11 protein-coding genes and 1 pseudogene are annotated in these 13,341 nt (G+C 52.2%); 8 read left to right on the top strand and 4 right to left on the bottom strand.

The features are described 5' to 3' along the window. The 3 genes from PPOP_RS00525 to PPOP_RS00515 form a co-directional block, all read left to right on the top strand. A partial coding sequence (locus PPOP_RS00525; protein WP_006284007.1) for a sialidase family protein occupies positions 1-221 on the top strand: 221 nt, incomplete at its 5' end. Positions 222-371: 150 nt separating this feature from the next. After that, positions 372-1,067: a response regulator transcription factor gene (locus PPOP_RS00520; protein ID WP_042226799.1), complete on the top strand. Its 696-nt coding sequence runs from the start codon at positions 372-374 to the stop codon at positions 1,065-1,067. Next, positions 1,060-2,355 carry a sensor histidine kinase gene (locus PPOP_RS00515; RefSeq protein WP_006284005.1) on the top strand — a complete coding sequence of 432 codons (1,296 nt, stop codon included), beginning with the start codon at positions 1,060-1,062 and terminating at the stop codon, positions 2,353-2,355. Before PPOP_RS00520 ends, PPOP_RS00515 begins: the two co-directional genes overlap by 8 nt. Before the next feature lie 105 nt (positions 2,356-2,460). On the opposite strand, the gene PPOP_RS00510 is transcribed toward PPOP_RS00515, so the two are convergent. Beyond that, positions 2,461-5,517 (bottom strand): collagenase, encoded by a 3,057-nt coding sequence (locus PPOP_RS00510; RefSeq protein WP_042226796.1) that lies wholly within the window; start codon positions 5,515-5,517, stop codon positions 2,461-2,463. A 571-nt stretch (positions 5,518-6,088) separates the two neighbouring features. On the opposite strand from PPOP_RS00510, the gene PPOP_RS00500 reads away from it, so the two are divergent. Next, complete coding sequence (locus tag PPOP_RS00500) at positions 6,089-6,349, top strand: DUF3973 domain-containing protein (RefSeq protein ID WP_006284002.1); 261 nt, start codon at positions 6,089-6,091, stop codon at positions 6,347-6,349. 262 nt (positions 6,350-6,611) lie between these two features. Continuing rightward, positions 6,612-7,445, top strand: coding sequence for an undecaprenyl-diphosphate phosphatase (locus tag PPOP_RS00495; RefSeq protein WP_093470937.1), 834 nt, complete (start codon positions 6,612-6,614; stop codon positions 7,443-7,445). 252 nt (positions 7,446-7,697) lie between these two features. Here the strand turns inward: PPOP_RS00495 and PPOP_RS00490 are convergent, their stop codons facing one another. Then, entirely contained in the window at positions 7,698-8,210 is a 513-nt protein-coding gene (locus PPOP_RS00490) for a hypothetical protein (RefSeq protein WP_006284000.1), read from the bottom strand. 235 nt (positions 8,211-8,445) lie between these two features. Between PPOP_RS00490 and PPOP_RS00485 the strand changes: the two genes are divergently transcribed. From PPOP_RS00485 to PPOP_RS00475, 3 genes are read left to right on the top strand one after another with little or no spacing between them, the layout of a single operon-like run. Then, the gene (locus PPOP_RS00485; RefSeq protein ID WP_006283998.1) at positions 8,446-9,420 is read left to right on the top strand and encodes a sugar phosphate nucleotidyltransferase; all 975 of its coding nucleotides are present in this window, start codon (positions 8,446-8,448) and stop codon (positions 9,418-9,420) included. After that, positions 9,417-10,718 (top strand): UDP-glucose dehydrogenase family protein, encoded by a 1,302-nt coding sequence (locus PPOP_RS00480; protein WP_006283997.1) that lies wholly within the window; start codon positions 9,417-9,419, stop codon positions 10,716-10,718. Before PPOP_RS00485 ends, PPOP_RS00480 begins: the two co-directional genes overlap by 4 nt. 44 nt (positions 10,719-10,762) lie before the next feature. Next, positions 10,763-11,710 carry an NAD-dependent epimerase/dehydratase family protein gene (locus PPOP_RS00475; RefSeq protein WP_006283995.1) on the top strand — a complete coding sequence of 316 codons (948 nt, stop codon included), beginning with the start codon at positions 10,763-10,765 and terminating at the stop codon, positions 11,708-11,710. A 35-nt stretch (positions 11,711-11,745) separates the two neighbouring features. Here the strand turns inward: PPOP_RS00475 and PPOP_RS00470 are convergent, their stop codons facing one another. Together PPOP_RS00470 and PPOP_RS23220 are read right to left on the bottom strand one after the other, a co-directional pair. Further along, positions 11,746-12,888 carry a glycosyltransferase family 4 protein gene (locus PPOP_RS00470; RefSeq protein WP_006283994.1) on the bottom strand — a complete coding sequence of 381 codons (1,143 nt, stop codon included), beginning with the start codon at positions 12,886-12,888 and terminating at the stop codon, positions 11,746-11,748. Between the two features lie 20 nt (positions 12,889-12,908). Continuing rightward, a pseudogene (locus PPOP_RS23220) lies at positions 12,909-13,341 on the bottom strand (hypothetical protein); the annotation flags it as partial.

The following is a 13,341-nucleotide window of genomic DNA, read 5'->3' as shown; positions in this document are numbered from 1 at the left end:
CGGATGACGGCCAGACCTGGAGCGAGACAGCGCCAGAAGGGATGCCGGCATTCAAGATGGGCGAAGGAAATATCATCATCAAAAATAAATTCGCTTCAAAAGAAGGAATGAAAAGCAAGGTGATGGTCAAACTGGAAGACGGCGTGAAGCTGTACTCTACGGATGATGGACAGACCTGGAGTGAACAAGCTCCTGAAGGCATGTCTGTAAAGATTAAATAAATATCTGGTAACGCAGCGTATAGACACATATCCGCAACCATTGAGGTGTAAGCCTCATGGTTGCGGATATTGTTGCAGAACAAGCGGCTCGCTCCAAACCGCAGATTGCCGATTTGATCGGCGCTTATAACATATACATGGGGGATGCACGTGCGAATTTTAATGGTTGAAGATGAAAAGTATATGGCCGAAGCCATGGAACAAGTCCTGAAGAAAAGAAATTACAGTATTGATCTGGCGTTTGACGGCGAGTACGGGTTAGACTGCGGTCTTTCCGATATATATGATATTATTATTCTCGATATTATGCTTCCTAAAATGGACGGCATCCAAGTTCTGAAACAATTGCGGGAAAACGGGATCCAAACTCCGGTAATACTGCTTTCTGCCAAGGGTGATACCGAAAATAAGGTAGAAGGTCTTGACAGCGGAGCGGATGATTATTTGGCAAAGCCTTTTCAGACGGAAGAATTGCTGGCCCGCTTGCGTGCCTTGGGGCGCCGAAAAAATGTACCGATCAACGATAGCATGTTACAATACGGAGACATTGAGCTCGATCCATTCTCTTTACAACTCAACTACGGGAACAAGAACTTCAAGCTCACCTTAAAAGAAAGTCAATTGCTGGAGCTGTTGATCAGCCGGCAAGGGATGATTGTATCCAAGGAGTCTATCATCGAGAAGTTGTGGGGTTACGAAACCGAGGCGGAGGATAACCATGTAGAAGTCTATATCTCTTTTTTGCGCAAAAAATTAAGCCATCTACAATCGGAGGTTCGGATTCATACCGTGAGAAACGCAGGCTATCTATTAAAAACGTCAGAAGATGGGAAAAACGATGTTTAATCAACTGCGCAATCGACTTCTCTTGCTGAATATGTCTATAATTTCTATCGTGATGATTGGCGCCTTTGCCGTGATTTATTTTACGACCTCTACCAACATACACATCGAAAACCAAAAAAAATTGGAGTTGTTGTCTTCCAAACCAAATGCGGCTTATCTTAACTTGCCGAACATCTCCACAAGAGAGAAGATCGTCATCGGTATCGCTCCTTCCGAATCTTCCCTTTCGTTCAATATGATTGTCAATTCACATGGAGATGTCGTGAGAGTGATCTCCCATATTGATATGCCGGAGGAAGCTTATTTTACAGCAGCCGAGCTTGTCCGGAACGGGAAAAAGGGGAACAGCATGATCTCTCTCGATGAAAAACGGTGGCAATATCAAATCTCTCCCCTGAACGGCACGATTATGTCTTATGAAAACGGAAAGAGTCTTCTGATTAATGCGAACGGGGATCATTATCAGATTACATTTTTAGATGTAACGGACGCCGATAACACCTTGATAGAGCTTTTGACAACCTTAATAATGGTAGGACTCTTGACGCTTTTCGTCATATTTGCGATCAGTCTGTTCTTTGCCAACCGCTCGATCAGGCCGATTGCCGAGACGTGGGAGAAGCAAAAACAATTTTTTGCTGACATCTCTCATGAATTGAAGACGCCGCTTGCCATTATCAATGCCAATTCCGATGCCTTGCTTGCCAATGAGGGAGAGACGATTCACAGCCAAAGAAAATGGCTTGATTATATTAAGAGTCAAACCGATAGAATGGGCAGGCTTGTCAGCGATCTTTTATATTTGGCGAAGACAGAGGACACCCGTATCGAACTGAATGTGACATCCTTTGACCTCAGCAATATGGTAAGCGATGTAATCCTTTCGATGGAAGCGATAGCGTTTGAAAAGGACATTACGCTGCTGCAGGAAGTGGAACCGTGCCTAATTCTAAAAAGCGACAGCGAAAAAGTGAAGCAGGTCATCACGATCCTGATGGATAATGCTATCAAGTATACGGACAAAAAGGGCCGTATTCATATTACGTTGAAAAAAACAAGGCATCACATTGCCTTTTCCATACAAAATAGCGGCCAAGGCATCCCTCCCCAACACCTGCCCAAGCTGTTTGACCGGTTTTACCGGGCTGATCCGGCAAGAACCCAGGCGAACGGCGGTTATGGATTGGGACTTCCGATAGCCAAAGCGATTATCGACAGGCTCGGCGGTAAAATCGTTGCCGAGAGCAAGGAGAATGAGGGCGCAACGTTTACATTTACGCTTGGATAATAAGATGGAGAAGCTTCACTTCAAAAAAAGCGCACCTCTCTTTCGAGAATGGTGCGCCTTTATTAGCGTAATGATTGTAACCCGTTAAGGCGGGCAGTTCAATCACTACCGAACTTGCAGCATATAGTGAATATCCTCAGCGTTATGTTTGTATACATGCAGATAGTATCGTCCTGACTCCACCTTGAACTTGGCGCTCATTCGGTTGCCGTCGATTGCGGTTGGGGTCAGGGGTGGACGCTCTTTATTGCCTTCAGGGTACCACATCCAAGACACGTCGGTTCCAAGCAGCCGTTCCAACTTGATCTGCAGCAATGACGGTTGATCCACGTCAATGAGGAATACATCCTCCCAATCGCCGCCATTGAGGGTCCCTGACAGTGACTGCCCTACATGGATTAAGCCGTTGGCCGTATCCGGGTGATCGTTCGGCTCGGTCTCCTCGAACGGAGGAAGTTCCCGCTTCTGATTATGCTTCTGTCTAGCACCTGTTTCCGGCCGGACGACCAGGCGATAGGATTGCTCTTCGTGCCCCAAAGCATATATATACAAGTAATAAGTGCCCGGCTCGGCCGCTATGGAGCCGTCGCTGCTTGTTCCTCTCAGTTGAGTCGGCTTGGCGGCGTAGTCATCCAGGTTAGACTCGTGGTAGAGCATCCATGTGGCGCCTTGCGCCTGCTTCGTCTTCAATTGGATGTTCCATTGCTCATCCTTGCCGACATCAAAACAATAGATATCAACCCGATCCGTATCGCTTAGCTTGCCGTATACCGGCTTGCCCGTTCCATCCTGTTGAACAGCCTGTTCCCAGGCATTGTTCGGCTCATGGTCCGCATTACGTTGTTCGCCGTTATCGTTCGTATACTGGCCAACACTGTTGTCTGTGGGAAGCTTGCCGTGGAACACGACATCATAGACGAATCGTCCTTCCTCGTTCACGCGGTAATTGGTAAAGTATGCGGTGACGGTCTTATACCCGTTCCATGGTTGCTCCGATAAAGCTTGCAAGAAGCCGTCCGTCAAGCGGTTCATCGCTTGCCAATCTTGTTCGTTTCCCGCAGCGATGCCGCCGATGTATGTGCCGCGAAGCTCGAAGGAGCGGAAGAAGTGCGATTTCCGCTCCTTGGCGATCGTATCCCTCAATCCGGCCACAGCCGCGATTTCGCTGTAAATATCGCGCACCGGCTTCGGCTTCAGCGTGCGCATATAAGCGTTAGATACAAACGGAACCGATACGCTATGATAGCGGGCGATCTGCTCTTCTATGGAGCGCTGGTAGGCATCATTCACGCGCGGATTTCCGCTTATCAGCGCAAGCTGTTGTTCATAGGCGGCCGCATCATTGAACCGGATGGCATGCTGAATGCGATCTAGCGTCTTAAAATCTTGATGGTACAAATAATCGTACAATGCATAGGAATATTCATAAAATTTCCATGACCCGTACTGTGAATTCACCGTATCCGCGACGGTAAAGCGCCCCCCCAGATCGTCTTCACGGAGATTGTAGACGACCGACTTGCGGGGTTGAATCCCCTTCGTTCGCGTCGCTCCGGCGAAGAACTCGGCCCCGCCTTCATCAAACCACTGCATGCGGCCGGTCTTATACAGCGGTCCCTGACCCCACATGCCCGGTATTTCGTACCGGAACTGGAGATAATGGACAAATTCATGGCGGAACCGCTCTTCCAGACTTCTCTGTTTCCCCATCGAACTATACGTATAGAACGTGCCTTCGTCCTCGATGTATATGCCACCGTTCTCGGTCGTATGTCCGTACAAATACGAATTCATCCGGTACTCATTCTGATTGTTGTAAATGACAACCGTCAGCACATCATCCGTATTTCTCGGCTCCAGCGGCTGGTCATTACCGATGACGCGATGGAATTGAGCCTGAACTTCCTTCGCCGCCCAATATAAGCGTTGCAACTGTCTCTTGCTCAACTGGCTGCCCGTCCGGAATACGAACCGGCCGTCATCGAATTCGACCCGCTGCGGCAAATAGCGTTCCTTCCCGCGCTGCTTCAAGTCGTCCAAATCGATCCGGCGGCCGTTAGCATCCGTCCCCGCGTAATGCTGGACAATCTGATCGGCAACCACGAAATAGAGCTCGCCAAGCGCCGGCGCCGTCTGCATGATTTGCGTCAGCACCCGGTTCGCCTGCTGCGGCTCGCTGTAATAACGGCCGAGCGAACCCGTATAGTAACTGGCGGTGTTCGTCAGCCACAGCTTGTCCGCCGATGTGGGGCCATGCTGCGCCATGCGGAACAATTGCTCCACATAAGCGTCGATGCTTCCCTTGAAGGCAGCTTCCCGGTTCGGATCCTTCATACGCCACATGAGCACATAGCCGACCCCCTTCAGCACATCGTGGAACGCAACGGAAGCCGCGTTATCATCGGTCAAAACATCCGCGCGATCGGTGAAGCTCTGCACGAGTCCTGCCAATCGGTTCACGATATCCGGATCGGCGCTGGAATTGGATATCATGCTGCCCGTCGCTCCGATAACTTCGTTCTGTATGTCGGTACCCCAAGTAAAGGCCGGGTTCTCCAGAATCGCCTTGATAGCAGGCAGCATTTTATCCTGGTATGCCGGCTCATCAAGCCAGGCCAACTCCTTGTTGTAAAATCCGAGGTAATAACCGGAACGGAGCACCGTTATTAACGTCGGAATGCCTTGATCGTCCTCGGGCGTGAACCGTGTGCCGCTGTCCTTCAGCCGATCCACCATCGCTTGGAAACGAGCTTCGTCCGCGTAAAAACGGTGGGTATCGTCATTGTATTTGAACAGTTCGGGAATCTCCTCCCATGTAATGCTCACCAGCAGATCCGTAAGCTCCCGATACGAGAGCGAATTCAATTCCGCCATGCTGTACGGGCCGTGTTTGCGCGCCTCGCTGTTCAGCGACCGAGGCTGAGGATCGGAGATGCCGGCAGACTTCGCCGCCTCGCTCGACAGCTCCCCTTCTGCACCGGCCTGTCCCGTGGACGACGGAAACTCCTTTATCGCCAATGCACTGGCGGCTCTCAACTCCGTCGCTCCTTCCACTGGGAGCGCCCCCTTCGGTTTGGCTGCGGCGAAGCCCGCCGGGCTTCCGGCAGCGATGGCTGCCGCCAGCCAAATCGAAGCCCATTTCATCCCTATTTGTTGCCTCATCGTGTACAATATCCCCTTTCTGCCTATTGGTTCATGTTAGCTATTAGAGAACGATATTATCTATTCATGAACAACAGTGCTAATTATAGGCAGCCGGCAGAAGGATAGGTATGCTTCCTAATTCCTGTTTTTCTTGGCCAGTAGTGCCATCGACTCTATAAAATGTTCCCGAAAGCGGGATGAAAAGGAATAGGGGCCAGGTTTTTCTTTCGGTTGGAGACCTGCTCAGCAGCTTTCCATTTCCTATCGCTATCCTTCTTTTCAGGTGCACCGGAGGCGATTCAGGGAAGACAACAGGATCTTGTTGAATTTTGTCGAGCTTCGTCCCTACGCTGTTGAGCAAACGTCAACAGAATCACCTCAAAGGAACGATTTGTTGTTTTATTTGCAACGGGCAGGGGGGAGATAGGCACACTTTCTCAACGATCGCTGTAATATATAGCAACACTTGAATCAGTCGCAAGCCCAGGGCGGAGCCGTTATGCGGCGCAGCAGCGTAACGATGGATGGCCCGGTGCCCGTATCGTAGCAGCAATGGCGCTCTCAGAGTATCTATGGAGATAAGGAGGTAATGGATGTGTTTTATTGCATCGTATGTTCCCGGCTTCATGAAGAATGTGGTGCTGAGGATTGGGTATTTGAGCACGCGATTTATATCGAGCCGATGCTCGGTGAGAAAATTCAACTGGGGATGTGCAATAAGAAGGTCGGCAGAGGCGGCAGCCAATATAAATATTCGCGGCGCATAATAAAGGATGGCAAGGCGGCGTGGAAAAAAGTCAACAGCGACTTTCCCGTATATGAGTATATCGACCGGTTCCAACTGTGGTGAACCGAAGCTGCTGTCCGTGTCGGAATGGCATCCGATGACGGATGGGAGTGGAAGGCGTCCCGGTTCGGAATTCCGCCGGGCCGGGGCAGCCGAAGCAGGCGGACCTCCGCTTCCATCCGGTCTGATTGCCACGCGGAGCGGAAGTGGGTACAAGGTGCCGCCCTCTGAAGCGGCAGTGAATTCATGGCTTGCAAGCCAATCATTTTTGCTGTACATTTGGATAATAATATTGTTACGGCTCAGACATGGCCGGGGAGAGTGAATGTTTTTGAATTTGTGGGAATTATTTGTGGCCTTCGTCCTGGGTCTCGTGGAAGGTCTTACGGAGTTCGCGCCGGTGTCTTCCACTGGTCATATGATTATTGTCGATGATTTCTTGTTCCAATCGAAGGAGCTGTTCTCGCCTGCGGTGGCGAATACGTTTAAGATCGTCATCCAGTTGGGATCCATCTTGGCGGTTGTCGTCGTTATGTGGGGGCGGTTCATGAGCCTGCTTGGATTGAATCGGAGGAAGGAGCGGTCGCCGTTTGAGCCAAGATTGAACCTGCTGCAGGTGGTCGTCGGGCTCATTCCCGCCGGCGTGCTCGGCGTGTTCTTCAACGACTATATCGACGAGTACCTGTTCTCGACAAAGACGGTCGTCGTCGGCCTCGTGCTGGGGGCCATTCTCATGATCGCGGCAGACTGGTTCCGGCCGCGCCGCCCGAGGGCGGAGACGGTCGATCAGATTACGTACGGACAAGCCTTCGCCGTTGGCTTGATTCAATGTCTGTCCCTATGGCCGGGCTTTTCCCGTTCCGGGTCGACCATTTCCGGCGGTGTGCTAGCCGGGATGAGCCATCGCGCGGCGGCCGATTTCACGTTCATTATGGCGGTGCCGATTATGGCGGGAGCGAGCTTTCTATCGCTGCTGAAAAGCTGGGATTCCCTTACGATGGAAGCCGTGCCTTTCTTTGTCATCGGATTTATCAGCGCCTTTGTGTTCGCCCTGATTTCCATCCGTTTTTTCCTAAAGTTGATCAACCGTATCAAGCTCGTGCCATTCGCCATTTACCGCTTGGTGCTGGCGGCGGTGATTTTTTTCGTCTATCTGTAATCTCTCGAATGTCTTGGCTGTACGAACCGAAGGGATGGGGTCAAGGCTGCGAAGCCGGCTCCTCAACTTTGACAGGTATGATGTTTTCGAAGTATTGGTTGGTGTTAAAGCAAGGTACATGCAAGAACATCGACAGAGACGACATGAAGGTATGGAAGTGACTCATAAATAGGCCATCGACGAAAAAAAGCCTTTCTGGAGCAGTCTCGCTTCAGAAAGGCTGTATCTTGCTGTATCCATCATAAGGAAGGATTAGTCTTCCTCTTCCTCTTCCTCGTTTTCGTCGTCCTCATTATCCCAATTCAAGGCAACCTTTTCCCCGCCATCCAGCTCTACCTCGATTTCCGCGACCCTGTCCCAATCGATGTCTTGCAGGAAAGAGTCGAGGTTTCCGCCATTGGCGTCGAACTCTACGACTTCTCCATCCTGAAACTTAATCTCAATACTATCGAACTCTCCCAGATTATTGAGTAGTCTTTTTACATTTTCAAATATGCCGTCTTCCTCTTCGTCGCTATCTTCTTCTTCTTCTTCTTCTTCGTTTTCGTCGTCCTCATTATCCCAATCCAAGGTAACCTTTTCCCCGCCATCCAGCTCTACCTCGATTTCCGCGACCCTGTCCCGATCGATGTCTTGCAGGAAAGAGTCGAGGTTTCCGCCATCGGCGTCGAACTCTACGACTTCTCCATCCTGAAACTTAATCTCAATACTATCGATCCCTCCCAGATTTTCGAGTTGTTTTTTTACATTTTTAATTATGCTCATTGCGATCAACCCTTTCCTTAGAATGAATTTGATAATTTACTTTCCCTCTATTCTATGTCTCACGGCAGGGAAGGTTTGGACGAATGAGAGAGGGGGATAGTGGAAAATCGCTTGGCAGCCGCCGGATTGAGATGAGCAAAAGTATATTTTCCTATGAATGAACGGAAGCCTTAACTTGCTAGAATAGAGAAGCATAAGCTGATGTATGCTTGTAACGAATAAAGGAGCGAGCGTCATGAAGGGATTAATTCTCTGTGCTGGTAAAGGATCCAGAGTTCGACCATTCTCCACGGATACTCCAAAATCGCTTCTCCCCGTAGCAAATAAACCGCTTCTATTTTATTGCATCGAGAAACTGGTGGAACTGAACATTCAAGAGATTGGAATCATTATCCAGCGCGACCATCAAGCGATGTTCGAAGCGCGGTTGGGACAGGGTGAACCATGGGGGATCACGGTGACTTATCTCTATCAGGATATTCCGCTAGGTATTGCTGATGCAGTCAAGCAAGCAGAAAGCTTTATCGCTTCGGAGCGGTTCATGCTTCTTCTGGGCGACAACCTGATTGCTCAGTCTCTGTCCGAACTGCGTGACTTGGTAGAATGTAAGGGGCATGACGCCGGAATGCTGCTGGGCCGGGTAGGTTATCCGCAGGACTATGGCATTGCCGAAGTGAAGGGTGATCTTGTCATCGGGCTTGAGGAGAAGCCCGAGCAGCCCAAGTCCAACCTGGCGTCCCTGGGGGCTTACGTCTTCACTCCCGCTCTCTTTCACGCGATTCACTCCATATCGCCCTCTCCCCGTGGAGAGTATGAGATTACCCATGCGATACAATGGCTCATCAATCACCATCATTCCGTAGCGTATTCCATAACGGACGGAAATCATTCTGACGTAGGAACGACGGAGCGCTGGCTGGAGGCGAACCGTTGGGTATTGCAAGAACTGGAGAGTTCAGAGCAACCGATCCGGGTAATAGATTACCCGCAATGCCGGATTATCCCGCCGATCTTATTGGATCCGAGCTGTGAATTAACCGATTGCACGATCGGCCCGTATGTCACGATCGGCCCGCGTGCCCGTCTTATCCATTGTCACGTGAAGAACAGTATTTTGCTGGAAGATGTGAACTTGGAGCACTCCGAACTGAACAGCGTGATCGCAAGCCGGCATTTCATCGCGACACCATCTAGAAGGTGGATGGAATGAATATCTTGGTTATCGGGCTCGGTTATGTCGGCGCAACGACGGCTCTGGCTTTTGCGGAGCTGGGCTGGAAGGTATCCGGGATAGACACGGACAAGGCGAAGTTGGAATCGATGCAGAACGGACAGCTTCCTTTTTATGAACCGGGATTGGACGGGCTGCTGGTGAAGCATGTTCAGTCAGGAAATGTACGCTTTTATACCGATGCGCAGTTGGCGATCCAAGATCATCAAATCTTGTTTTTGTGCGTCGGGACTCCGTCCGGGAACGATGGAAGCGCGAATTTGAGTTACATTCAGCATGCGGCCGAGCAGATCGGCGAGTACATGCAGGATTATAAAGTAATCGTCGTTAAAAGCACTGTGTCCGTCGGAACGAACCGCAAGGTGGCCGGCTGGATAGCGGGCAGCCAGTTTTCTGAGCAGCCATTTGACGTCGTCTCGAATCCGGAATTTCTGAGAGAGGGGAGCGCACTGCACGATGCGCTTCACCCCGACCGCATCATTATCGGCAGCCAATCGGATAGAGCCGCAGACATCGTCCGTCAACTGTATCATACGATGTCTTGTCCCGTCCTCCATACGGAACCGGCTACCGCAGAAATGATCAAGTATGCCTCCAACGCATTTCTTGCTGCCAAAATCTCTTTTATGAATGAACTTGCCCGGTTGTGCGACCAATGCGGCGTGCAAGTGTCTGATGTCGCCGAAGGGATGGGACTCGATTCGCGCATTGGCCGCTCCTTCCTGCGGGCCGGCATAGGGTATGGAGGATCCTGCTTCCCCAAAGATGTCCAAGCGCTGCTGCATACGGCCGATCAATCCGGCGTACGTCTAACGCTGCTGGAAAAGGTCGTTCAGATCAATCGAACCCAATATTTATACCTGATGACCCGGTTGAGCCGGAAGCTGCAGACGCTGAATGGACGAAAAATAGCCGTGTTGGGTCTTGCGTTCAAGCCGGGAACCGACGATCTCAGAGAAGCGCCCTCGCTTGCCGTCATCTCCTACCTGCTGAAGCATGGGGCCGAAGTGAAGGTACATGATCCTGTCGCCCGCATGCCCGACTCCGCCCAAAAGGCGCGGCTGACTCCATGCCTGGAGGCGGAGGAAGCGCTGCAAGGAGCCGATGCTGCCGTTATCTGCACCGAATGGCCCGCCTATTCGGCATTGGAATGGGATAAGCTTCGGGACGCGATGAGAACGCCGTACCTGTTCGACGGAAGAAATATGCTGGATGCGGCGCAGATGGTGGTCTGGGGCTACGATTATCAAGGAGTGGGAGTCCAACCGCCCAAATAGGGACTTCCTCATGGTTGTCTCATCGCATTAGAGGGGGACGTATTGTGAACATTTTAGTCACGGGAGCTGCTGGATTCATCGGCTCCCATCTCTGTGAAAGGCTGCTTCAGGACGAGCAGACGCATGTCATCGGCATTGACGGATTTATCGATTCATCGACTCCCCGCCGGAATCGGCAGCTCAATCTTCAGGTTCTGTCGGGTCATCCGCGCTTCATCTTCCATGAGCTCGACCTGCTGAATGTGTCGATGATTGAACTGCTGGATGGGGTTGATGGGGTCTGCCATCTGGCGGGGATACCTGGGGTACGATCAAGCTGGGGCCCCGAATTCTCGGCTTATGCCGCACATAACATCGTGGCGACGCAGCGCTTGCTGGAAGGCTGCAAGCGGCATCCTGTGCGCAAGTTTATTTATGCGTCGACCTCATCTGTCTACGGCGAGCAGAGCGGGCGAGTCGACGAGAGCGCCAAGACGGAGCCGTTATCCCCGTATGGCGTTAGCAAATTAACGGGAGAGCACTTGTGTCGCGTCTATTTGCACAATGACGGCATTCCGGTCACAGTGCTTCGCTTCTTTACCGTTTATGGGCCGAGACAGCGGCCGGATATGGCTTTTCACCGTTTCATCCGTCAAATGCTGCAGGGAAATCCGATTACGTTGTACGGCGACGGAAGTCAGACCCGCGATTTCACGTATGTATCGGATTGTGTTGAAGGGATTGCCTCCGCAGTCTACGCGGATGGAATTCGCGGCGAGATATTGAACATCGGCGGCCGGGAGCGGGCATCCGTGAAGACCTGCATCATGCTGCTGGAGGAACAGCTTCAACAGAAGTCCGTCATACAGTACGCAGGCGACACGTACGGGGAACCCCGCCATACTTGGGCCGATATCGCGAAGGCGCAGTCTCTGCTGGGCTATCATCCGCGCGTTAGCCTTCAGGCGGGATTGGCGGCGGAGATAGAGGCACTTCGACAGCTATACCCATGAGACAGGCGCCGAGAGCTTCGGCGCCTGTCTGTCCGTCATTGACCGTTCCATACCTCCAGTATCTCTCGGGCGACGCGCGGCCAGATGAACCGCTGCTCGGCAAGCCGTCGGCCCCGCAGTCCCATCTGCCGGCTGGCTTCCATATTGGAGAGGAGATAGTTCAGCTTCTCGGCAAATTCGACTGGATTCTCCGGATCGGTGATGAGCAGGCCGTTGTCATTCAGCAATACTTCGGGATTGCCGCCGCGGGCCGTCGTTAGAAATGGAAGCCCGGCAGCCATCGCTTCGTAATGAACTCTGGCCAGAGGCTCATCCCAGACCGAGGTGCACACGAACACATCTGCGGCACAGAACCAGCGGTGGATGTCGCCTGACTGAATATATCCGGTCGTAATGACCGGAAGAGGAGAGCGAGCGGCCAAGGCGCGGACATAAGCGATATAATCGCTGACCTTATTCTCGCTGTACCAGGCGCCGCCTACGACGACCAGGGCGGTATCCGAATGCTTGAGATGGGACATGGCCTTCACCAGCACATGCGGACCTTTGTTGCGCGACAGCCTGCCGACGAACAAGATGACTTTTTTCGCTTCCAACTGGTTCTGGGCGCGCAGGCTGTTCCGCTCGTTGCGGGCGTAGTCCGATTCCATCCACGGTGCGAACAGGGACAGGTCAACGCCGGAGTATATGGTGCGCAGCTTCGGGGCGGCATGTGGATGGTGTCGGACGATTTCCTGCCCGATATAGTTGCTGATCGTAATGATCCGCTCCGTCTGTTCGACAACGGCGCTGCCTTCCTCCGGATGAATCTTTACCGATTGGAACATGTCGTTGTGCATGCTGAGAATAATCCGGGAAGCCGGCGCGACGCTGCGAACCGGAAGTACGAGGCGGGGACGGTTGAAAATATGAATGAGATCGAAATGTTCTCCTTGTTGGGAGAGGAAGGCGATCACTCCTTCCGCATACGGTTCGAACAGGCCGTCCGACGGAATGCGGACATACCGTATTCCGTCGACGACTTCCGCGTCCAGAAGCTCTGGGTCGGATCTTCCAAGAATGGTTAGACGGTGATGCTGGTTCAGTTGCGGAGTGACTCCGCCAATATAAGTCTGGATGGCCCCGCCTCTTATATTAGGGACAGGGAGCTTTTCCGTACAGATCATTAATACATTCATGTTTTATGCTTCCTCCTGTCTTAGGCAGTCAAGGCGGAACGGGACTTCTTGCGGGAAGAACGGCGGACGGTGCGCACGCGGCCTCTTGAGCCAACAAGTGTGTTGCGCGGGCTGGAATGACGGTGCCGGCGTAATAACCGGACTGCCTTCGCGCGGCGCCTACGCGCAGATCTGATCCGCCGCTTGCCGCGGAGCCCCCCCCTTCTCCGGGACAGGCGCTTTCTGCCGGCGGAAGGGCGAAGACGACGCCTCGTTCTTCTCCGGCGGCGGATCGTTCCCATCTCCTGTGGCAATATCGGATCGATGGCAGGAGCCAGGCGAAACTTGGCTTCGGGAGCAGAGACAACACGATGAGCAGTAGGTGCCACCGCAGCAGGTGCCGCTGGATCAGGTGCCACCGCAGCAGGTGCCGCTGGATCAGGTGCCACCGCAGCAGGTGCCGCTGGATCAGGT

Origin of the sequence: Paenibacillus popilliae ATCC 14706 (genome assembly GCF_000315235.1) — a bacterium.
Classification (GTDB): domain Bacteria; phylum Bacillota; class Bacilli; order Paenibacillales; family Paenibacillaceae; genus Paenibacillus_B; species Paenibacillus_B popilliae.
The sequence above is the reverse complement of the archived record's forward strand: the minus strand, read 5'-3'. Positions and strand labels throughout refer to the sequence as shown.

Bases quoted from the DNA above. Each gene is read 5' to 3' on its own strand.
- PPOP_RS00515 (WP_006284005.1), top strand. From the start codon at position 1,060: ATGTTTAATCAACTGCGCAATCGACTTCTCTTGCTGAATATGTCTATA.
- PPOP_RS00510 (WP_042226796.1), bottom strand. From the start codon at position 5,517: ATGAGGCAACAAATAGGGATGAAATGGGCTTCGATTTGGCTGGCGGCA.
- PPOP_RS00500 (WP_006284002.1), top strand. From the start codon at position 6,089: ATGGATGTGTTTTATTGCATCGTATGTTCCCGGCTTCATGAAGAATGT.
- PPOP_RS00495 (WP_093470937.1), top strand. From the start codon at position 6,612: ATGTTTTTGAATTTGTGGGAATTATTTGTGGCCTTCGTCCTGGGTCTC.
- PPOP_RS00490 (WP_006284000.1), bottom strand. From the start codon at position 8,210: ATGAGCATAATTAAAAATGTAAAAAAACAACTCGAAAATCTGGGAGGG.
- PPOP_RS00485 (WP_006283998.1), top strand. From the start codon at position 8,446: ATGAAGGGATTAATTCTCTGTGCTGGTAAAGGATCCAGAGTTCGACCA.
- PPOP_RS00480 (WP_006283997.1), top strand. From the start codon at position 9,417: ATGAATATCTTGGTTATCGGGCTCGGTTATGTCGGCGCAACGACGGCT.
- PPOP_RS00470 (WP_006283994.1), bottom strand. From the start codon at position 12,888: ATGAATGTATTAATGATCTGTACGGAAAAGCTCCCTGTCCCTAATATA.